General features: G+C 72.9%; 18 protein-coding genes and 1 pseudogene. 8 read left to right on the top strand and 11 right to left on the bottom strand.

What is annotated here, in order from left to right:
- Positions 1–49: 49 nt before the first annotated feature.
- On the bottom strand, positions 50–1,417 hold the full coding sequence (locus tag ACGFYP_RS16500; RefSeq protein ID WP_393493170.1) for a PAS domain-containing protein: 1,368 nt from the start codon (positions 1,415–1,417) through the stop codon (positions 50–52).
- A gap of 246 nt (positions 1,418–1,663) precedes the next feature.
- Between ACGFYP_RS16500 and ACGFYP_RS16495 the strand changes: the two genes are divergently transcribed.
- From ACGFYP_RS16495 to ACGFYP_RS16475, 5 genes are all read left to right on the top strand, one after another.
- Entirely contained in the window at positions 1,664–2,458 is a 795-nt protein-coding gene (locus tag ACGFYP_RS16495; protein ID WP_393493167.1) for a Scr1 family TA system antitoxin-like transcriptional regulator, read from the top strand.
- Complete coding sequence (locus ACGFYP_RS16490; RefSeq protein WP_393493164.1) at positions 2,451–2,657, top strand: DUF397 domain-containing protein; 207 nt, start codon at positions 2,451–2,453, stop codon at positions 2,655–2,657. Before ACGFYP_RS16495 ends, ACGFYP_RS16490 begins: the two co-directional genes overlap by 8 nt.
- 390 nt (positions 2,658–3,047) lie before the next feature.
- Positions 3,048–3,461, top strand: a complete 414-nt coding sequence (locus tag ACGFYP_RS16485; RefSeq protein WP_393493161.1) for a DUF3995 domain-containing protein — start codon at positions 3,048–3,050, stop codon at positions 3,459–3,461.
- On the top strand, positions 3,445–3,993 hold the full coding sequence (locus tag ACGFYP_RS16480) for an RNA polymerase sigma factor (RefSeq protein ID WP_393493158.1): 549 nt from the start codon (positions 3,445–3,447) through the stop codon (positions 3,991–3,993). Before ACGFYP_RS16485 ends, ACGFYP_RS16480 begins: the two co-directional genes overlap by 17 nt.
- Positions 3,990–4,427 carry a hypothetical protein gene (locus tag ACGFYP_RS16475; protein WP_393493155.1) on the top strand — a complete coding sequence of 146 codons (438 nt, stop codon included), beginning with the start codon at positions 3,990–3,992 and terminating at the stop codon, positions 4,425–4,427. The genes ACGFYP_RS16480 and ACGFYP_RS16475 overlap by 4 nt, the downstream gene beginning before the upstream one ends.
- Before the next feature lie 26 nt (positions 4,428–4,453).
- Here ACGFYP_RS16475 and ACGFYP_RS16470 read toward each other — a convergent pair whose 3' ends face one another.
- From ACGFYP_RS16470 to ACGFYP_RS16460, 3 genes are read right to left on the bottom strand one after another with little or no spacing between them, the layout of a single operon-like run.
- The gene (locus ACGFYP_RS16470; RefSeq protein WP_393493152.1) at positions 4,454–5,311 is read right to left on the bottom strand and encodes an ABC transporter permease; all 858 of its coding nucleotides are present in this window, start codon (positions 5,309–5,311) and stop codon (positions 4,454–4,456) included.
- Positions 5,308–6,282 (bottom strand): ABC transporter ATP-binding protein, encoded by a 975-nt coding sequence (locus ACGFYP_RS16465; protein ID WP_393493148.1) that lies wholly within the window; start codon positions 6,280–6,282, stop codon positions 5,308–5,310. The genes ACGFYP_RS16470 and ACGFYP_RS16465 overlap by 4 nt, the downstream gene beginning before the upstream one ends.
- Position 6,283: 1 nt before the next feature.
- Positions 6,284–7,087: an ABC transporter permease gene (locus ACGFYP_RS16460; RefSeq protein ID WP_361960772.1), complete on the bottom strand. Its 804-nt coding sequence runs from the start codon at positions 7,085–7,087 to the stop codon at positions 6,284–6,286.
- Between the two features lie 181 nt (positions 7,088–7,268).
- Here ACGFYP_RS16460 and ACGFYP_RS16455 point away from each other — a divergent pair, with 181 nt between their 5' ends.
- Positions 7,269–8,147, top strand: coding sequence for a winged helix-turn-helix transcriptional regulator (locus tag ACGFYP_RS16455; RefSeq protein ID WP_361960770.1), 879 nt, complete (start codon positions 7,269–7,271; stop codon positions 8,145–8,147).
- Between the two features lie 46 nt (positions 8,148–8,193).
- Here the strand turns inward: ACGFYP_RS16455 and pdxH are convergent, their stop codons facing one another.
- A complete protein-coding gene (gene pdxH, locus ACGFYP_RS16450; protein ID WP_393493479.1) occupies positions 8,194–8,853 on the bottom strand; it encodes a pyridoxamine 5'-phosphate oxidase in 660 nt (219 codons plus the stop codon).
- A gap of 265 nt (positions 8,854–9,118) precedes the next feature.
- Here pdxH and ACGFYP_RS16445 point away from each other — a divergent pair, with 265 nt between their 5' ends.
- Entirely contained in the window at positions 9,119–10,228 is a 1,110-nt protein-coding gene (locus tag ACGFYP_RS16445) for a citrate synthase 2 (protein WP_393493142.1), read from the top strand.
- 45 nt (positions 10,229–10,273) lie between these two features.
- Here ACGFYP_RS16445 and ACGFYP_RS16440 read toward each other — a convergent pair whose 3' ends face one another.
- Positions 10,274–11,326, bottom strand: a complete 1,053-nt coding sequence (locus ACGFYP_RS16440; RefSeq protein ID WP_393493139.1) for an isopenicillin N synthase family dioxygenase — start codon at positions 11,324–11,326, stop codon at positions 10,274–10,276.
- 304 nt (positions 11,327–11,630) lie between these two features.
- Here ACGFYP_RS16440 and ACGFYP_RS16435 point away from each other — a divergent pair.
- A pseudogene (locus tag ACGFYP_RS16435) lies at positions 11,631–13,323 on the top strand (FAD-dependent monooxygenase).
- On the opposite strand, the gene ACGFYP_RS16430 reads toward ACGFYP_RS16435, so the two are convergent.
- Genes ACGFYP_RS16430 through ACGFYP_RS16410 form a run of 5 tightly spaced genes read right to left on the bottom strand, consistent with a single transcriptional unit; the run spans position 13,290 to position 19,343 of the window.
- The gene (locus ACGFYP_RS16430) at positions 13,290–13,931 is read right to left on the bottom strand and encodes a TetR/AcrR family transcriptional regulator (protein ID WP_393493136.1); all 642 of its coding nucleotides are present in this window, start codon (positions 13,929–13,931) and stop codon (positions 13,290–13,292) included. The pseudogene ACGFYP_RS16435 and the gene ACGFYP_RS16430 overlap by 34 nt on opposite strands.
- Positions 13,919–14,626 carry an enoyl-CoA hydratase family protein gene (locus tag ACGFYP_RS16425; protein ID WP_393493133.1) on the bottom strand — a complete coding sequence of 236 codons (708 nt, stop codon included), beginning with the start codon at positions 14,624–14,626 and terminating at the stop codon, positions 13,919–13,921. The genes ACGFYP_RS16430 and ACGFYP_RS16425 overlap by 13 nt, the downstream gene beginning before the upstream one ends.
- Before the next feature lie 22 nt (positions 14,627–14,648).
- Positions 14,649–16,235, bottom strand: a complete 1,587-nt coding sequence (locus ACGFYP_RS16420; protein WP_393493130.1) for a 4-coumarate--CoA ligase family protein — start codon at positions 16,233–16,235, stop codon at positions 14,649–14,651.
- 58 nt (positions 16,236–16,293) lie between these two features.
- Entirely contained in the window at positions 16,294–17,433 is a 1,140-nt protein-coding gene (locus tag ACGFYP_RS16415; protein WP_393493127.1) for an acyl-CoA dehydrogenase family protein, read from the bottom strand.
- Positions 17,430–19,343, bottom strand: a complete 1,914-nt coding sequence (locus ACGFYP_RS16410; protein WP_393493124.1) for an acetyl/propionyl/methylcrotonyl-CoA carboxylase subunit alpha — start codon at positions 19,341–19,343, stop codon at positions 17,430–17,432. Before ACGFYP_RS16410 ends, ACGFYP_RS16415 begins: the two co-directional genes overlap by 4 nt.
- Between the last annotated feature and the right edge of the window lie 2 nt (positions 19,344–19,345).

Below are 19,345 nucleotides of genomic sequence, written 5' to 3'. Positions count from 1 at the left end.
GTCAGGGGGCCCGAAAGCCCCGCCCCTGGTCGCTCGATCGCCCGTCCGGTCAGGACGGGCTCACGCCCGTGCCCGTGCCCGTACCCGCGCCCGCGCACAGGGCCGCCAGGTCCAGCGAGGCCGCGACCCGTACCGCGATCGCCTCCGCGAAGACCGCGTCCGGGCGTTCGAAGGGGGTGCGGGAGGCGGAACGGAGGAAGGTCACCGCACCCACCGTCCGGCCCCGGCTGCGCAGCGGCAGGCAGAGCGCGTGCACGGCGTCGCGCGGCCAGAGGCGCTCGGTCGCCCAGTCCTCGGCGGCCTGGGAACCGGCGGCGGCGGTCGCGGACGCCCGCACCGGGCCCGTACGGGAGAGGGCCTGGTGCACGGGGTGGCCCGAGGGGTAGCGCAGCGGGATGCCTCCGCCCGCGACCGGCACGACGGGGCCCGGCTCGCCCGCCGGTGTCGTCGCCACCCGCACGAGTCGCCGCTCTCCCGCCGCTATGTCGACCAGGGCGTGGTCGGCGAAGCCCGCGAGGGCGAAGTCGAGGAGGACCGTCGCCGCCTCCCTCGGGTCCTCGCACTCGGCGGCGACCGCGCCCGCCCGGTGCAGCTGGCTGTACCGGAACCGCAGCCGGTCCGCCTCCTGTTCGGCCAGCCGGTCCTCGGTGACGTCCTGGAACAGCCACCCGACGCCCAGCGGCACCGGCTCCTCCGCGAGCGGCGACGCCAGCCGCACGAACCCGCTGCGCCAGCACCGGCGCCGCTCGCCGTCCGGCGTCCGCAGCGTCACCCACACCTCGGCGGGCGCCTTCGGCGCGCCCTCCGCGAGGACGTGCTCAAGGGCGGACTCCAGCTCCTCCAGGCCCTGTGCGACGACTTCCCCGAGCGGCCGTCCGAGCAGCGTCGTCCGGCCTGCGCCCATCGCCCGGGCCGCGTACCCGTTGACGACGGCCGGGCGCAGGTCCACGTCGACGAGGACGACACCCCAGGAGGCGTCCTCGAAGAGCGCCTCGCTCAGCGCGATCGAACGCTCCAGGTCGATCTGGGCGTGCACCTCACTGAAGGCGCAGTACACCCCGGCGCCCTTGCCGTCCGCGCCGCGCACCCCGGCGGACTGCGTCCGTACGAGAACGCGACCGCCGTCCTTCCGTACGAGCGCGAACTCGTGCACCAGCCGGCCCGGCGCGTCCATCGCGGCCATCAGGCGCGTGAGCGCCTCGGCGGCGTCGGCGGGCCGCGCGGCCCACCCCTCGAACCCGCGCCGCCCGACGGCCTCCCCCGCCGACCAGCCGAGGATCCGCTCGGCCTCCTTGTTCCAGTGCGTGACGGTCCCGTCGGCGTCGAAGGCACAGAGCGCCGCGTCCATCCCGTCCAGGAGCGCGGCGAGCAGATCAGCCCCCGGCACAGACGTGGTCCCACCCCTGGCAGCACTCATCCCGGCACCCCCTGCAGGACGGTGTACGCGCGTGCATCCGCACGCCTCCGATCATTCAACTCGAACGTGACGCAGAACACACCCGGTTCAATGAAAACGTTGCGTCCCGGAAACGAACAGGCGGGGCGCCTTTTACCGGAAGGACCGGCCCCACGCAGCCTGTTCGGGGAAACGGGGGGCGTACCGAATGCCCTGACGCGGAGCGTGGGTAGACCAGGTCCAGGCGTTGAGGCACGGGAGTGGGGCATGGCCAGTACGTACGGGAAATGGCTCAGGGAACGGCGCGAGGCGGCGGGGCTCACACAGCAGGAGTTGGCGGATGCCGCGATCATGAGCCGCACGCACATCGCGCACATCGAGGCGGGGCGACGCGTTCCGTCCGAGGAGGACGCGAAGCGGCTGGACAGGGCGCTGAACACGGATGTGTTGAGCAAGTTCCGGCCACAGGACGACGGCGGCGTGATCGCCGACTACTTCGAGGCCGCCCGGCTGCTTGAACAACAGGCCACGATGATCCGCGAGTTCGCACTGTCGTACGTTCCGGGCATCCTCCAGACATCCCGGTACGCGCGTGCGGTGCTGTCCACAGCTTTCCCGCCTCGGAGCGAGGAGGAGAACGAGAGGCACGTGGCCGCGCGACTCAAACGCTCCCAGATCCTTGCTGATCCAGTGACACCCGTCGTGTGGGCGCTGCTCGATGAAGCCGTCCTACGGCGCCCGGCGGGCAGCCGGGACATCATGGAGGAACAGCTCCTGCACCTCGTCCAGCTGGTCGAGTGCGGGCGAGTTCGCGCGCATGTGCTGCCCTTCGGAATGGGCTTGTACCCGCTGATGCAGGGAATGCTGACGTTGATGTCGTTCGAGGACCAACCTCCGGCTGCCTACAGCGAAGGTACGTCGATCGGCAGGGTGCACGACTCCCCGGCCACGGTCGAGCGGCTGCAGAACAAGTACGATCTCGCGCTGGGTGATGCACTGCCCCAGCGCGAGTCCCTGGCTCTGCTGCGAGCTACGGCGAAGGAGTACGGACGCGATGAGTGAGGTCACCATTCCCGACGCCTCCACCCTGAGCGGCTGGCGCAAGTCGACCTACAGCGGCAACGAGTCGGGGAGCTGCGTCGAGGTGATCGACCACCACCCCGCCGGCGTCCCCGTCCGCGACTCCAAGACCCTCGCGGGTCCCGCCCTGGTCTTCACACCCTCCGTCTGGTCGGTCTTCGTGACTGGGCTCAAGGGCTGACCGTCCGCCCAGAGGCAGCGAATAAATAGCTTGAGGCTTCGCGGAAGGCTTCCTAGTGTGGAGGCACACGCTGAAAGGAGGTGATCCGAGAACATGGTTTCTTTTCGGATTCGTGAGGTGACTGCGGGCTAACGGCCTGCCGTCGCACTCTGTGCACCTCGGCAGGTCGCCTGCCGAAAACCACGCAGTCACCCGACCCGTGGGCCGCCGGTAAGTCCGGCCGGCTCCCGTCCGAACTCGAGCGGACGGGACCAAGGCCCACGGGTCGTCTGCGTCTCCGGGCCGCCCGGTCCCGCCGGACCGCCGGTGGCGTGACGGGGGTCACAGGGAACGTCTGCCCTTCGCTCCGCCTCCTGTGGGTGTCGGATGTCGTGACGGAGGGGGACAGTCATGGTTGTCGGTGGAGCCCGTGCGGGTGCCGTGGTGCTCGCCGTACTCGCGGCGGTGCACGTCTACTGGGCCTGTGGCGCCACCTGGCCCGCCGCCGACGAGCGGGGGCTCTCGCTCGCCGTGCTCGGGAGTGTCGTGTCCTTCGGGCCCGCCGTCACACTGCCGCTCGCCGTCCTTGAGGGGGTCGCGAGCGCCGGGGTGTACGCGTACGTGCGCGACCCGCGCAGGAGGCTCGCGCGGCTCGTCACCGGCGCCTTCGCCGCCGGGCTGCTGCTGCGCGGGACCGTCGGGGTCTTCTGGGCGGTCTTCGGCAAGGACGGTTCCGGAGCGGTGTTCCCCTGGCTGAACGCGCTCGTGTACACGCCCCTCTGCCTGGGGCTCGGTCTGGCGGTGCTCCGTGATCTCCGGCGCTGAGCGACAGCGGGAGCGGGAACGCGAACGGCAGCGGGAGCGGGAGCGCGCCGTGGCGCTCGTGCGGGCCGCCAGGCGCGGGGACACGCTCGCGCTGCACGACCTCCTCGATCACCTCACCCCGTACATCACCCGCATCTGCCGCCCGATCGCGCTCGACGACGGTCCGGACGCCACGCAGGAGGCCCTGATCGCCGTGTTCACCCGGCTCAGGTCCCTGCGGGAGCCCGAGGCGCTCTACGGATGGGTGCGGACCATCGCCGTACGCGAGGCGGTCCGGGTCGCCGGGCGGGCGGCCCGCGACCGGCCGGCCGAGCTGGCCGACGTACCCGAGCGGGGCGATCCGCAGCTGGCCGCCGACGTCGGTGACGTGCTGTCCCGGCTCTCCCCGCAGCACCGGGCCGTCCTGGTGCTGCGCGACGTCGAAGGGCTCGACGAGGAGTCCGCGGCGGCCGTGCTCGGCGTTCCGGCCGGCACCGCGAAGTCCCGGCTGCACCGGGCCCGGCAGAGTTTCCGAAGGGCGTGGAACGGATGACCCAGAGCACCGTGGGACGGCTGCGCGTCATGGGCGCCGGGGTCCGGGGGGCGTACGTCGTCGAGCGGGTGCTGCCCGCTCCGTTCGACGAGGTGTGGGCCGTGATGCGGGACCTCGAAGGGGGCTTCGGGGAGTTCCAGCCCGACATGCGGTCCGTCCGCGTCCTCCGTGTCGACGGCGACCGCGTCGAGGCCCTGGCACGCAGCCGGTACGGACTGCGCGCGCGCTTCGACGGGGTCCTGCGGCCCGGCTGGTGCTGGCTGCAGAGCCGGTTCCTGGTCGTCGGGATGGCCGCGGAGGCGGCGGGCGAGGGCCGGACGAGGGTCGCGCTCACCGGCGGCGTACGCGTGCCCGGCCGCCCCGCCCTCGTGCCGTTCGGGGCGCGCCGCGAGCTGGAGAAGGCCATGGCACGGCTCACGGAACTCGTGTCCTGATCCGGCCCTGATCCGCCGGACAGGCCCTAGGCCAGGGACAGTTTGCCCGTGCGCTGGGCGCGGGCCTCGCCCACGCGGAGGATCACCGACGCCGCGGCGAGCAGTACGGCGCTCAGGGCGGTCAGGCCGAGGAGCGTCGGGGCGAGGTCGGTCAGGGTGCGGTGTTCCAGGAGGGCGCCGCGGACCGCGATGAGGCTGCCCGTGAGCGGGAAGACCGCGCCCACCACCTGGACCGCCGCCGGCAGGGCGAAGTGCGGGAGGCGGACGCCCGAGACGAACCAGAGCGGCTCGTCGAGGATCGTGTAGAGGAACGCCGAGTCGCGTGAGAAGACCAGCAGGCTGTTGAGGAACGCGCCCCACGCGACCGCCGGGACCAGCAGCGCCAGGAAGACGATCCCGTACATCCACCAGGCCGACACCGACAGCGTGCCGAAGCCGGTGAGCGCGGCGACGGTGAAGCAGGTGAGCAGCCAGGCGTTCTGGAGGAGGGCGCCCGCGCCGTTGGCGATCATGAGGGTGAGGCGGCCGGCCGGGGAGAGGAAGAGGAGCTCCAGGGTGCCGGTGGAGCGCTCGAAGGAGAGGTGCCAAGCGCTCTGGACGAGCGAGAAGAAGAAGGCGTACGCGAGCGTCCCGGTGGCCAGGAACGCGAGGAGTCGCTCGGGGTCGGCGGCCAGGGGCCAGTTCGCGGCGGCCGGGGACGCGGTCGCCACGGGACGCAACGTGTAGTACGTCGTGGCCAGTTGGAGCACCGGCCAGACCAGCATCGAGAAGACCACAAGTGGCTGCCCGAAGAGTCGGCGGTGCTGCTTCAGGGTCTCCGCCGCGAAGACCCTCGCCGCGTGACGCAGTGCGTCGGGCGCCGTCCGGCTGCGTGCGCGGTTCATACGAGGGCCTCCTCGCCCGTCTCCGCCAGCGCCAGGATCGCGTCCTCCAGGCTCGCCTCCGCGATCTCCAGGCCGCCGATCGAGCCGCCCGCCTCGACGATCGCCGCCGCAAGCGGGCCCGCCACGTCGTCCGGGTGGCGGAGCGTGAGCAACGCGCCGCCCCCGGGGAGGAGTTCGGAGGTCGCGCCGAAGCGGGCCGCCACCGCCTCCGTGGCCTCCCCCGGGTTCGTCACCGTCAGGCGGATCGTGCGGTGGCTGCCGGTGGCCGCCTTCAGTTCCGCCGGGCTGCCCTCGGCGAGGTGGCGGCCTGCGGAGATCACGTACACGTGGCCGCAGAGCTCCTCGACCTCGGCGAGGTAGTGGGAGGTCAGGAGGACCCCGGTGCCCTCCTCCGCGAGCCGGGCGACGACGCGGCGCAGGTCGCGGGCGATCGGGGCGTCGAGGCCGAGGGTGGGCTCGTCGAGGAGGAGGTACGCGGGTCGGTTGATCAGGCCGCGGGCGATGGCGAGGCGCTGGGTCATGCCCCGGGAGTACCGCTCGACCATGGTGTCCGCCGCCTCCGTCAGACCGACCATGCTCAGCAACTCGTCGATGCGCGGGCGCAGTTCGCGCTTCGGGACGTCGTAGAGCTGGCCGAAGTACCAGAGGTTCTCCCGGCCGGTCATCCGGGTGTAGACCATGCGCTCGCCGCCCGCGATGAGGTTGATGCGGCGGCGCACCTCGCGGGCGCCCGCGACGGAGTCGAGGCCGTCGATCGTGACCGATCCGGAGGTGGGGCGCAGCAGGGTGGCGAGGATCTTGATGGTGGTGGTCTTGCCCGCGCCGTTGAGGCCGAGGAGGCCGGTGATCCGGCCGCGCGGTATGTCGAGGTCGAGCCCGTCGACCGCCCGCTTGACGTCCCTGGCGCCGAAGATCCCCTTGTTCCGCACGGGGAAGTCCTTGCGCAGGGACCGGACCTGAATGCCCGTCATGTCAGTAACTCCGTTCTACGGCGCGGGCCTCGGCCCACGGCAGGTATTTCAGGCCGAGGAGCAGGTACGCGGCGCTCAGCAGCCCGCACACCGCCAGGCGCGGGAGCAGCTCGGAGAGCGAGCCCCCGCCCGTGGTCGACGCGTGCAGGACGTCCGTGGCCGCGGTCGTCGGGAGCAGTTCGGCGAACCACTGGAGCGGCTCCGGCAGATAGGCGCGCGGGAAGGTGAAGCCGCCGACCAGACCGAGGACGATGAAGACGGTGTTCTGCGAGATGTGCGCCTCGCCTGCGGCGATCATCAGCCCGCCGAGCCCGACCGAGAGCGCGAAGACGGCGAAGACGAGCGCGAGGGCCCCGAGCAGCAGGCCGGCGGCGGAGGCCACGGGGACGGCGATGCCGAGCAGGGCGACGACGACACCGAGGGCGAGGAACTCGACCAGGCTGCTGAGGACGGCGAAGGCGGTGAAGCCCGCGAGGTACGGGAAGCGGCGCGCGGGGGCGACCAGGAGGGCGCCGAGGGTGCCCTGCCGCTGCTCGGTGATCAGCGCCTTCGCGGACCAGAGGATGAGCCGGACGGTGAACTGGAAGGCCGTCGCGCCGACGACGATGTACGCGAGGTAGGCGGTGGTTCCGCTGCTCGCGGTGAAGTCCTCGGCGACGGCCCCGCCGCCGATGGCGTGGTAGCCGAGGTACGCGAGCCCGATGGCGAGCGCGGCGGGCAGGACCGTGCCGACGGCGTAGGTCCATGGATAGGCGCGACGGGTCGTCTGCCAGGTGCGCCAGGCGGTCGCCCAGGCTGTGGACATGCGGGTTCCCCTCCCCGAGAACCACCGATCACGGCTCGTACGCCCGCCCATCAGTGAGTCTCTTTTCGGAACTTACAATGAGTTTCTATCGGGAACTCACTCGGTGGCGCAAGATGGACCGACGAACGGACGACGAACCGACCGCGGACGAATGCGGCGAAGTCCGAAGAAGGAGGAGCGCATGGTGCGAGCCGTGCCCGAGCGCGACGCCGCCTGCGCGATCGCCCAGGCCGCCGCCGTCGTCGGCGACTGGTGGAGCCTGCTGCTCGTCCGGGAGACCGCGCGCGGCCGGCACCGCTTCGACGAGCTCCAGGCCGAGCTCGGCATCTCCCGCAAGGTCCTCACCGAGCGCCTCGGCCACCTCGTCGACAGCGGCGTGCTCGACCGCGTGCCGTACCAGGAGGGGCCCGTGCGGTACGAGTACCGGCTCAGCCCGGCCGGGCGCGCCCTGCTCCCCGTCCTGGTCGCCATGCAGGACTGGTCCGACCGCTGGCTGCTCGGCGACGGGAGCCTCACCGCCTCCGCCGACGAGCACAGCGCCGAGGCCCTCCGCGTCCACGAGCTGCCCGGCACCCGGCTGCCCCGCCTGACCCTGCCCGCGCACACCGGCGACGAGCGCGACCCGGTGGACCCGGACGCCGCCGCCACCGTGCTCTTCTGCTACCCCGCGACCGGGCGGCCGAGCCCGCTGCCCGAGGGGTGGAACGACATCCCCGGCACGGTCGGCTGCACGCTGGAGAACCGGCTCTTCAGGGACGCGTACGGGCAGTTCACGGCCGCCGGGATCGCCGTCCACGGCGTCTCGACCCAGCGCCCCGACGAACAGCGGGCCTTCGCCGCCGCCGAGGACATCCCCTTCCCGCTGCTCTCCGACATGGACGCCCGGCTCGCGGCGGCGCTCCGGCTGCCGACCTTCCGCGCCGGTCAGGCGCTCCGGCTCAAGCGCGCGGTCCTGGTCCTCGACCGGGAGCGGACCGTACGGCACACCCAGTTCCCGGTCACCGACATCCCGCACGCCGTCGAGACGGCGCTGAGCGAGGCGTCACGACTCTCGGGGTGACCCGGTCAGGGCCCCTGGCCCGGTCAGGCCCCCGTGCAGGCCCCGGTCAGGGCGAGAGGCGCTCCACCCGCCACGCGCCCTCTCCGCCACCCTCGGCGTCCTCGCCGTCCTCCTCGACGCGCACGTACCGCAGCCGGTCGTGCAGCCGGTTCTCGTGGCCCTGCCAGAACTCCACCGTGTCCGGCACGACCCGGAAGCCGCCCCACTCCGGCGGCACCGGCACCTGCTCGTCCTCCGGGTAGCGCGCCGCCAGCTCCTCGTACCGGGCGAGCAGCTCCTCGCGGGACGGGATCACCGAGGACTGGTGGCTGGCCCAGGCGCCCAGCTGGGAGCCGTGCGGGCGGGTGCGGAAGTACGCGACGGTCTCGTCGCGCCCGGTGCGGACCGCCCGGCCGGTGACGATGACCTGGCGGGCCAGCGGGTGCCACGGGAACAGCAGCGAGATGTAGGGATTGGCCGCGAGCTCGCCGCCCTTGCGGGAGGAGTAGTTCGTGTAGAAGACGAAGCCCGCCTCGTCGTAGTGCTTCAGGAGCACCGTGCGGGAGGACGGGCGGCCGTCGGCCGTCGCCGTCGACACGACCATGGCGTTCGGCTCGTGGATCGCCGGGCTGTTCGCGACGGCCTTGAACCAGCGGGTGAACTGTTCGATCGGTTCGGGGGCGAGGTCGGCCACAGTCAGCTCCGTGGTGCGGTACTGCTCGCGCATGTCGGCGGGATCGAGGGCGTCGGTCACAGGGTTCATCCTGCCGCAGAGGCGCAGTTTGCCCGGCATCGCGTGCCGCTAATCCTCCGTCGCCGGATCGGCGGAGTGTGCCGGATGTCACGCTTCCCCGCATCATCGGAACCGTACAGACTCTTCCGCTGGATGACTGTTGATTCCCGACCAAAGGTCCCCCAAGGTCCCCCGAAGGTCCTGACCGACAGGTCCCGCCCACCACTGGATGATTGATCATCGATAGAGGAGCCGCCTGATGTCCGACTTCGTACCCGGGCTCGAGGGAGTCGTCGCGTTCGAGACGGAGATCGCCGAACCCGACAAGGAGGGCGGCGCTCTCCGGTACCGCGGCGTCGACATCGAGGATCTGGTCGGTCACGTCTCGTTCGGAAACGTCTGGGGCCTGCTGGTCGACGGTGCGTTCGACCCCGGTCTGCCGCCGGCCGAGCCGTTCCCGATCCCGGTGCACTCCGGTGACATCCGCGTCGACGTGCAGTCCGCGCTCGCCATGCTCGCCCCGGTCTGGGGCCTCAAACCGCTCCTGGACATCGACGCCGAGCAGGCCCGCGAGGACCTCGCCCGCGCCGCCGTCATGGCGCTGTCGTACGTCGCCCAGTCCGCGCGCGGCCAGGGCCTGCCGATGGTGCCGCAGAGCGAGATCGACAAGGCGCAGTCCGTCGTCGAGCGGTTCATGATCCGCTGGCGCGGCGAGCCCGACCCGAAGCACGTCAAGGCCGTCGACGCGTACTGGACCTCGGCCGCCGAACACGGCATGAACGCCTCCACGTTCACCGCCCGCGTCATCGCCTCCACCGGCGCCGACGTGGCCGCCGCGCTCTCCGGCGCCGTGGGCGCCATGTCCGGGCCGCTGCACGGCGGCGCCCCGTCCCGCGTCCTCGGCATGATCGAGGAGATCGAGCGGACCGGCGACGCCACCGCGTACGTGAAGAAGGCCCTGGACCAGGGCGAGCGGCTGATGGGCTTCGGCCACCGCGTCTACCGCGCCGAGGACCCGCGCGCCCGTGTCCTGCGCCGTACGGCGAGGGAGCTGGCCGCGCCGCGCTTCGAGGTCGCCGAGGCGCTGGAGAAGGCGGCTCTCGAAGAGCTGCACAACCGCCGCCCCGACCGCGTCCTCGCGACGAACGTCGAGTTCTGGGCGGCGATCGTCCTGGACTTCGCCGAGGTCCCGGCGCACATGTTCACGTCCATGTTCAGCTGCGCCCGTACCGCCGGCTGGTCGGCGCACATCCTGGAGCAGAAGCGCACCGGCCGCCTCGTCCGGCCCTCGGCGCGCTACACGGGCCCGGGCCAGCGCGACCCGCGCGAGATCGCGGGCTACGCCGACCTGGCGTCGTTCGCGGGCTGAGAGCCCGTCCCGGGGCGGGGAGCCGCTCCGATCGGGCGGCCCTGATCAGGCGGCGGTGAGCGGGCGCGCGTCCGTGAGCAGCAGGTCCGCGTGGTGGCGGGCCGCCGCCAGCGGGTGGGCGCGCAGCTTGCCCTTCAGTTCGTTACGGCCGTACTCGGCGAACAGCGGGTTCGCCGGGTCGGTCGTGACCCCGGGCGCCGTCGAGGCGTACGGGAACGACAGCGGGGCGATCCGGGCGTCGAGCCGCGGGTTGTAGAAGAACGGGACGGAGAAGCGTTCCGTCGCCCCGGGCGGAGAGACCACCCGGTGGTTGGTGGCGAGCAGGTAGCCGTTCGTCGCCACTTCGAGCAGCTCGCCCAGGTTGACGACGAACGCGCCCGGCAGCGGGGGCACGTCGTGGAAGAGGCCGTCCTCACGCTCCACCTGAAGGCCGCCGACGTGGTCCTGGAGGAGCAGCGTCAGGAAGCCGTAGTCCTTGTGGGCGCCCACGCCCTGGTCGGCGCCGTCGCCCGAGCTCCCCGGGTACCGCACCAGCTTGAGGTGCGGGTGGGCCCGGTCGCCGAACACGTCGTCGTAGAAGTCGGCGGGCGCGCCGATGGAGGCGAGCAGCTCGTGCAACAGCCGCTCGGCGACGCCGCTGAGTCGCTCGACCCAGTTCAGCGCGGCGAGGCGCAGCTCGGGGAGGGCGGCGGGCCACTGGTTGGGGCCCTGGAGCCACCAGTACGGGGCCTCGCCGGGGCCGGGGACGTGCGCGGGGCGTTCGGCGCCGATGTCGAGCTGGTCGCGCCAGTCGCGGGAGCCGCCGGTGCGTTCGTCGCCGATGCGGGTGTACCCGCGGAAGTGCGGCGAGTTGGTCGTGTCGAGCGCGAGCCGGTCGGCCTCCGGGAGGGCGAAGAAGGCCTTCATCGCCGAGGTCAGGGCCGTGGTCTCGGCCTCGGAGACACCGTGCCCGACGAGCTGGAAGAAGCCGACGTCGTGGGCTGCGGAGTGCAGCTGGGCGTGGAGGAGGCGCCGGGCCTGGGGACCGCGGTCGGCGGCCGAGAGGTCGACGATCGGGAGCTGGGAGCTGTAGGGCCGGGTGTGCGACGAGTGCGTCATGGTGTGCGTCCGCGGGGTGTACGGGGCCCGGGCGCGCCGCCAGGGGTGGGCGGGGGGCGCGGGTGCCTGAAAGGGAGGGGGTCCCCCGGCCGAAGGCCGGGGAGGGGCTTCGAGGTCAGGCGGAGCGCCGACAGCCCATGCTCGTGACGCGGACGAAGTCCACGTGGCGGCGGCGTACGAGCGAAAGCATGCGACCAGCGTACTGCGGGACGGCCGGGACGTATGTGGCGCGGGTCACGCCACCGGGTGACCATGGTGTTTGCCGACCGGTCCGGGGGCCGGCCGCGTGGACGAGGAGGCACCCGTGGGACGCACCCGTTCGACCGACGTACTGATCGTGGGCGCCGGCCCCGTGGGCCTCAGCGCGGCCGCCGAACTCCGCCGCCGCGGGGTGGCGTGCCGCCTCGTCGACCGGCTGCCGGCCCGTCTCCCGTACGCCAAGGCGGTCGGCATCCAGCCGCGCACCCTGGAGATCTGGGACCGCATGGGTCTGGCCCGCACCGTCCTGGAGGCCTCGGTCCCCATGCTCGGCCAGCTGATCCACGTCAACGGCCGGGAGGTGGCGCGGATCGACCTCGAACTGCCGCCGGAGGTGCCGTACGGCTTCGCCGCGCTGCCGCAGTACGAGACGGAACGCCTCCTGGAGGAGTACGTCGCCGGCCTGGGCACGACCATCGAGCGCGGCACCGAGCTGGTGTCGTTCGCCCAGGACGCGGACGGGGTGACGGCCCGGCTGCGTACCGCCACCGGCACGGACTCCGGCACAGACTCCGGCGCCGACTCCGGCACCGGAGAAGAGCTGCGCGTCGGCTATCTGATCGGCTGCGACGGCGCGCACAGCACCGTCCGCAAGGGCCTCGGCCTCGGTTTCGAGGGCGGGGCCTTCCCCGAGGAGTACATGCTCGGTGACGTCGAGGCCGACTGGGACCTGCCGTACGGGTACGGCCTGCGGTCCATGCACCGCGCCGACGACGGCTCGACCGACGACCTGCTGGTCTTGCATCCCGCTGCCGGGGACGGGCCGCTACCGCATGTCGATGACGGTCCCGCCGGAGCTCTCCTCCCAGGGGCCCCCTCAGGGCGACGGCGTGGCGCACGGGCTCGAAGGCGACCGGGCGCCGGAGCTGTCGCACATCCAGGCGGTCGTCGACCGGCTGGCCCCCGTTCCCACCCGCCTGACCCACCTGCGCTGGTCCTCCGTGTTCCGCATCAGCCACCGGATCGTCGACCGCTACGGCGACGGCCGGGTCTTCGTCGCGGGCGACGCCGCCCACATCCACCCGCCCACCGGCGCCCAGGGCATGAACACCGGCATCCAGGACGCCTGCAACCTGGCCTGGAAGCTGGCGCTCGTCGTGCGCGGGGAGGCCGGGCCCGCGCTGCTCGCCGGCTACGACGCCGAACGCCGCCCGGTCGGCGAGGAGGTCGTGGGCCGGACCGTCCGGCACGCGACCCAGGGCGTGGAGGCCGACCCCGAGGACCCCGCGACCCTGATCCTGCGCGAGGCCCAACTCCTGGTCGCCTACCGGGACGGGCCGCTCGGGGGCCACCCCTACGGGCCGGACGACGCGCCCCAGCCCGGCGACCGGGCCCCGGACTGCGCCGGGCTGACGGCGCCCATCGCCGCCTACCCGCTGCGCCTGCTCGACGTCCTGCGCGGCCGCACCGGGCACGTGCTGCTGCTGTACGCGGACAAGCCCGCCGATCTCGTGAGGGCCGCGGAGGCGGGCGCGGTGGTCGCCACGGCGGTCGGCGGGGACCGCCCGTCGACCGTCGCCGTGCTCGCGCGCGAGGCCGGGGACGTACGAGGAGAGGTGGGAGGAGAGGTGCCCGCGTACCGGGACGCGGCCGGGGAGTTCGCCCGGATCTACCGCCCCGAAGGACCGACCGGGTTCCTCGTGCGCCCCGACGGGCAGCTCGGCGCCCGCTTCCCGCTCGCCGGCACCGCGGCCGCGCTCACCGGCTACCTCGCGGCGCTCTCCGTACCGACGCCCTGAGAGCCGAGCGCCTCGCCGGAGCCCAGCGCCTCGTCCAGGAGGGCCGACCACTGCGCCACCACCCGCTCGCGGCGCGCGCGGTCGTCCGTCAGGAGGGTCGCGAGGCCGAGGCCCCGCGCCATGTCCAGGAGGCCCTGGACCGTCTCCCGTACCCCGGGCACGGACTCGTCCGCCGCCAGCAGGATCACCGCCATCCGGTGGGACTCGCGGCCGACGCGGGCCTCCAACTCCGTGACACGGGCGTGTAGTTGGGGCTCGTGGGAGGCCGCCACCCAGAGGTGGAGGGCGGCGCGGAAGAGCGGCCCGGTGAACAGGTCGACCAGGGCGGCGACGGCCTCGCGGCGGTCTCGGGCCGGGAGGGTGCGCAGGGCCTGCGAGCGTTCCTCGGCGACGTACTCGACGGCCGCGGTGAACAGGTCCTCGCGGGTCGGGAAGTGGTGCTGCGCCGCGCCCCGCGAGACGCCCGCCCGCTCGGCGACCGCCGCGACGGTGGAGCCCGCCCAGCCGTGTTCGGCCAGGCAGGACACCGCCGCTTCCAGGAGCCGCTGCCGGGTGGCGCGGCTCCTGTCCTGCTGAGGCCCCTGCCTGGGGCCGGTCACAACCGCCATTCGGGGTCCCGTCGTTCGAGGAAGGCCGTCATCCCTTCGCGCGCCTCGGCGGAGGCGAAGAGCGAGGCCGACCTCTGCACCAGGTCCTCCGCGTGACGCTCGAAGGTTTCCAGGACTCTAGCCGTGACCAGCCGCTTCGACTCGGCCAGCCCCTGCGGGGAGCCCTTGCGCAGCCCGTCGAGGATCGGCTCCAGGGCGTCCCCCGTGGCGGTGACGAGGCCCATCGCGAGCGCCTCCGCCGTGCCGAAGCGCTCCCCCGTCACGTAGTAGCGCGCCGCCGCCCGCGGCTCCAGCTTCGGCAGCAGCGTCAGCGAGACGACGGCGGGCGCGACCCCGATCCGCGCCTCGGTCAGCGCGAAGTCGGAGGCCTCCGACGCGACCACGATGTCGCAGGCCCCGAGCAGCCCGAGCCCGCCCGCCCGTACGTGGCCGTCCACGACGCCCACCACCGGCTTCGGCAGCTCCACGATCTGCCGGAGCAGGTCCACGAAGGCGTACGGGCTCGGCGGCGCCTTCAGGTCGGCGCCCGCGCTGAACGTCGAGCCGGTGTGCGTGAGGACCACCGCCCGTACCGCCGGGTCCTGCCCGCACTCCGTGAGCGCCGCCGCCAACTCGGCGACCAGGGCCGCCGAGAGGGCGTTGCGGTTCTCCGGGGAGTCGAGCGTCAGCGTGGCGATGCCTCGGTCCAACTTCACGAGTCCACCTTCATGGTCGATGTCATTGCCGATCCCGCAGCTCACGGCGGAGGATCTTCCCCGACGCGGCGCGCGGCACCCCGTCGATGAACTCCACCCGCCTGATCTTCTTGTACGGGGAGACCTTCCCCGCCACGTACGTCATCACCTCGTCGGCGGTGAGATCGGCCGCGGCCGCCTGGCGGACGACGTACGCCTTGGGGATCTCGTTTCCCTCCTCGTCGGTCACGCCGATGACCGCCGCGTCGGCGATGGACGCGTGGGTGAGGAGCAGGGCTTCGAGTTCGGCGGGGGCGACCTGGAAGCCCTTGTACTTGATGAGTTCCTTGACCCGGTCGACGACGAAGAGCCAGCCGTTCTCGTCGACGCGGCCGATGTCGCCGGTGTGCACCCAGCCGTCGGCGTCGATCATCGCGGCGGTGGCGTCGGGGCGGCCGAGGTATCCCTTCATGACCTGCGGCCCCCGGATGGCGACCTCGCCCTCCGCGCCCGGCTCGGCGTCCTTCGACGGGTCGTCCAGGGACAGGATCCGCATCTCGGTGGAGGGCAGCAGCTGCCCGACGGCGCCGGGCGGAGGGTTCTGCGCGGCGAGGGGGACGACGTGCGTGCCCGGGGACAGCTCCGTCATCCCGTACGCCTGCCGGACCGGCGGCAGCTTGAGCCGCGCCGAACACGCCTCGGCGAGGGAGGCGTCCAGCGGGGCGGCGGCGCTGACGATGTACTCCAGGGACGACAGGTCGTACTCGGCGACCGCCGGGTGCTTGGCGAGCGCGAGGACGATGGGCGGGGCGACGTACAGGCCGTTGATGCGGTGGGTCTGGATGGCGGCGAGGAAGGTGTCGAGATCGAAGCGCGGCAGGACGACGACGGTGGCACCGTGCCGCAGCGGCGCGTTCATCAGGGCCGTGAGCCCGTAGATGTGGAAGAACGGCAGGACCGCGAGGATTCGGTCACCCTGGCGCATCGGCATCAGCGGGTACAGCTGCGCCAGGTTGGTCGCTATCGACGTGTGGGTGAGCATCACGCCCTTGGGGACCCCTGTGGTGCCGGAGGAGTACGGGAGGGCGGCGACGTCCTCGTCGGGGTCGAACTCCAGGGACGGCTCGGGGGCGGTCGTGGCGAGCATCGACTGCAGGGAGCGGATCCCCTCCGCCTCCGCCTCCGGCGCCTGGTCGCAGACGAATATCTCCTCGATGCCGCCCGCGAGTTCGGCCGCCCGGCGGGCCGGTGCGAGGAGCGGGGAGACGGTGACGATCCAGCGCGCGGAGGAGTCCCGGAGCTGCTTGGCGAACTCCTCCGGCGTGGACAGCGGATGCACGGTGGTGACGGACGCGCCGGCGCGGGTGGCCGCGTAGAAGGCGACGGGGTACAGGACGGTGTTGGGGCTGTGCAGGGCGAGGACGTCCCCCTTGCGTACCCCGGCCTCGGCGAGCCCGGCGGCGACGCGCCGGTGGAACGCGTCGACCTGGGCGTACGTGAGGCTCGTCCCACCGCCCGCCCCGTCGATCAGGGCCGGGGTGTCGCCGAACTCGGCGGCCCGGCCGAGGACGGCTTCGTGGATGGGGAGGGAGACGGCCGGAACATCCGCGTACTCGCTGTGAAACACCATGCGTGCCCCTTGGGTGTCGGACGGTGACGACAGAACGGTGGCGACAGGATGGACCGGATCAGTACGACTTGGGGAGACCCAGGGACTGGTGGGACACGTAGTTGAGGATCATTTCCCGGCTGACGGGTGCGATACGGGCCACGCGGGAGGCGGTGATGAGCCGGGCGAGGCCGAACTCGCGGGTGAGGCCGTTGCCGCCGAGGGTGTGCACGGACTGGTCGACGGCCTTCACGCAGGCCTCGCCGGCCGCGTACTTGGCCATGTTGGCGGCCTCGCCCGCGCCGATGTCGTCGCCGGCGTCGTAGAGGTGGGCGGCCTTCTGCATCATCAGCCGGGCCAGCTCCAGTTCGATGTGGGCCTGGGCGAGGGGGTGGGCGATGGCCTGGTGGGCGCCGATCGGGGACTTCCAGACCTGGCGCTCCTTGGCGTAGGCGACGGCCTTGGCGAGGGCGTACCGGCCCATGCCGATCGCGAAGGCGGCGGTCATGATCCGCTCCGGGTTGAGCCCGGCGAAGAGCTGGAGCAGCCCCGCGTCCTCGTCGCCGACCAGGGCGTCGGCCGGCAGGTGGACGTCGTCGAGGGTCAGCTCGAACTGCTTCTCGTACGCGTCGAGTTCCATGTCGATCCGGCGACGGCCGAAGCCCGGGGTGTCGCGGGGGACGACGAAGAGACACGGCTTGAGGTTGCCGGTGCGGGCGTCGGAGGTCCGGCCCACGACGAGGGTCGCGTCGGCGATGTCGACGCCCGAGACGAAGACCTTGCGGCCGTTGAGGACCCAGCCCTCCTCGGTCTTCGTGGCCGTGGTGGTGATGCGGTGGGAGTTGGAACCGGCGTCGGGCTCGGTGATGCCGAAGGCCATCGTGCGGGAGCCGTCGGCGAGACCGGGCAGCCAGGCCCGCTTCTGGCCTTCGGTGCCGAAGCGGGCGATGACGGTGCCGCAGATGGCGGGCGAGACGACCATCATCAGGAGCGGCGCCCCGGCCGCGCCCAACTCCTCCAGGACGATGGAGAGTTCCGCCATGCCGCCGCCCCCGCCGCCGTGGCTCTCGGGGAGGTTCACGCCGAGGTAGCCGAGCTTGCCGGCCTCGGCCCAGAGGGCGTCGTGGGCTTCGGCGCCGGTACCGCCGTGACGGTGGCCGAGGGCGGAGACGGCGGAACGGAGGGCGGTGTGCTCGGCGGATTCGACGACGGAACTCATGCGGGGTCCTCCTGGGCTTCGGTCTGTACGACGGCGAGCAGGGCGCCGACCTCGACCTGGCGGCCGGGGGCGGCGTGGAGCGCGGTGAGCGTGCCGGAGGCGGGGGCGACGACGCGGTGCTCCATCTTCATGGCCTCCAGCCAGAGGAGCGGCTGCCCGGCGGCGACCCGGCCGCCGACGGCGAGGCCGTCCGCGACCCGGACGACGGTGCCGGGCATGGGCGCGAGCAGCGAGCCGGGCTCACGCTGCTCGGTGGGGTCGGGGAAACGGGGGCGCGCGGTGAGCCGGTGGGGGCCGACGTGGACGACGTCGCCGTGCCGGGCGACCTCGAAGCCCCGTACGACACCGTCGACTTCGAGGCGTACGCGATCGGGGTCGGCGGAGACGACACGGACCCCTTCGGGGGCGGCGACGGTGTACGAGCCGTCCCGGGTGGGCCGGTACCGGACCTCGTGGTCGCCGTACGCCGTGACCTGGTCCTGCGAGACGAGGTTCCGCCAGCCGCCGAACCGGCCCTGGCGGGCGGCCGCGTCCGCGAGCGCGGCGGCGACGGCGGCGTACGCCTCGCCGGGCGGGGCCTGGGTGAGCGCGTCGAGGTTCCGCTCGTAGAACCCGGTGTCGAGCCGCGCGGGGTCCTGGAACTCGGGATGCCGGAGCGAGGCGACGAGCAGGTCCCGGTTGGTGACGGTCCCGTGGATCCGGGCCGCCGCCAGCGTGTGCGCGAGCTTGCGGACGGCCTCGGCGCGGGTGGGCGCGTGGACGACGACCTTGGCGAGCATGGCGTCGTAGTGGACGCCGATGACGTCGCCGGAGGCGTAGCCGGTGTCGACGCGGAGCCCCGGAGGGAAGTCGAGGGCGTGCAGCGTGCCCGCCTGCGGCGTCCAGCCCGCGGCCGGGTCCTCCGCGTAGAGGCGCGCCTCGATCGCGTGGCCCTGGGCGGCGGGGGGCTCCGAGGGCAGGGACCCGCCCTCCGCGACCGCGATCTGGAGGCCCACGAGGTCCACCCCGTGCACCTCCTCCGTCACCGGATGCTCCACCTGAAGCCGCGTGTTCATCTCCAGGAAGTGCGCCTTGGGGGTCCCCCCTGCTCGAGCGGAGCCGAGAGTTCGGGGGACGTCCGCGACCAGGAACTCGACCGTGCCCGCGCCGACGTAGCCGACCGCCTTCGCGGCCGCCACCGAACGGTCGTACAGCTCCGCGAGCAGCGACGGCGCCAGCCCCGGCGCCGGGCACTCCTCGATCACCTTCTGGTGGCGGCGCTGGAGCGAGCAGTCGCGGGTGCCGAGCGCCCAGACCGTGCCGTGCACGTCCGCCAGGACCTGAACCTCCACATGGCGGCCGTTCTCCACGTACGGCTCGACGAACACCTCGCCGTCCCCGAACGCACTCGCCGCCTCCGCCGAGGCGGCCGCCATCTCAGGCTCCAGGGACGCCAGTTCGCGGACGATGCGCATCCCGCGCCCGCCGCCGCCCGCCGCCGCCTTCACCAGGACCGGCAGGTCCGCCTCCGTGACGTCGGCGGCCGCCAGCGGGGCGATCCCGAGGAGTTCCTTCGCCCGCGTCTTCGAGGCCATCGCCTCGATCGCCTCCGGCGGCGGCCCGATCCACACGAGGCCCGCGTCGAGCACCGCCCGCGCGAACTCCGCGTTCTCCGACAGGAAGCCGTACCCCGGGTGCACCGCGTCCGCGCCCGCCGCGAGCGCCGCCTTCACCACCAGATCGCCGCGCAGGTACGTCTCCGAAGGCGCCGCCCCCGGCAGTCGTACGGCAGCGTCCGCCTCCCGTACGTGGAGGGCGCCGGCGTCCGCGTCCGAGTACACCGCGACCGTCTCGATGCCCAGCTCACGGCAGGTCCGGAAGACCCGGCAGGCGATCTCGCCCCGGTTGGCGACGAGGACAGTGGAGATCATGG

Source organism: Streptomyces sp. NPDC048370, from assembly GCF_043200825.1.
Lineage (GTDB): Bacteria > Actinomycetota > Actinomycetes > Streptomycetales > Streptomycetaceae > Streptomyces.
This window is presented reverse-complemented; position numbering and strand designations above follow the sequence as displayed.

Coding starts and splice junctions, on each gene's coding strand:
- ACGFYP_RS16410 (WP_393493124.1), bottom strand. CDS start 19,343: ATGATCTCCACTGTCCTCGTCGCCAACCGGGGCGAGATCGCCTGCCGG.
- ACGFYP_RS16455 (WP_361960770.1), top strand. CDS start 7,269: ATGGTGCGAGCCGTGCCCGAGCGCGACGCCGCCTGCGCGATCGCCCAG.
- ACGFYP_RS16445 (WP_393493142.1), top strand. CDS start 9,119: ATGTCCGACTTCGTACCCGGGCTCGAGGGAGTCGTCGCGTTCGAGACG.
- ACGFYP_RS16470 (WP_393493152.1), bottom strand. CDS start 5,311: ATGAACCGCGCACGCAGCCGGACGGCGCCCGACGCACTGCGTCACGCG.
- ACGFYP_RS16460 (WP_361960772.1), bottom strand. CDS start 7,087: ATGTCCACAGCCTGGGCGACCGCCTGGCGCACCTGGCAGACGACCCGT.
- ACGFYP_RS16500 (WP_393493170.1), bottom strand. CDS start 1,417: ATGAGTGCTGCCAGGGGTGGGACCACGTCTGTGCCGGGGGCTGATCTG.
- ACGFYP_RS16465 (WP_393493148.1), bottom strand. CDS start 6,282: ATGACGGGCATTCAGGTCCGGTCCCTGCGCAAGGACTTCCCCGTGCGG.
- ACGFYP_RS16490 (WP_393493164.1), top strand. CDS start 2,451: ATGAGTGAGGTCACCATTCCCGACGCCTCCACCCTGAGCGGCTGGCGC.
- ACGFYP_RS16475 (WP_393493155.1), top strand. CDS start 3,990: ATGACCCAGAGCACCGTGGGACGGCTGCGCGTCATGGGCGCCGGGGTC.
- ACGFYP_RS16485 (WP_393493161.1), top strand. CDS start 3,048: ATGGTTGTCGGTGGAGCCCGTGCGGGTGCCGTGGTGCTCGCCGTACTC.
- pdxH (WP_393493479.1), bottom strand. CDS start 8,853: ATGCGCGAGCAGTACCGCACCACGGAGCTGACTGTGGCCGACCTCGCC.
- ACGFYP_RS16430 (WP_393493136.1), bottom strand. CDS start 13,931: ATGGCGGTTGTGACCGGCCCCAGGCAGGGGCCTCAGCAGGACAGGAGC.
- ACGFYP_RS16415 (WP_393493127.1), bottom strand. CDS start 17,433: ATGAGTTCCGTCGTCGAATCCGCCGAGCACACCGCCCTCCGTTCCGCC.
- ACGFYP_RS16420 (WP_393493130.1), bottom strand. CDS start 16,235: ATGGTGTTTCACAGCGAGTACGCGGATGTTCCGGCCGTCTCCCTCCCC.
- ACGFYP_RS16495 (WP_393493167.1), top strand. CDS start 1,664: ATGGCCAGTACGTACGGGAAATGGCTCAGGGAACGGCGCGAGGCGGCG.
- ACGFYP_RS16440 (WP_393493139.1), bottom strand. CDS start 11,326: ATGACGCACTCGTCGCACACCCGGCCCTACAGCTCCCAGCTCCCGATC.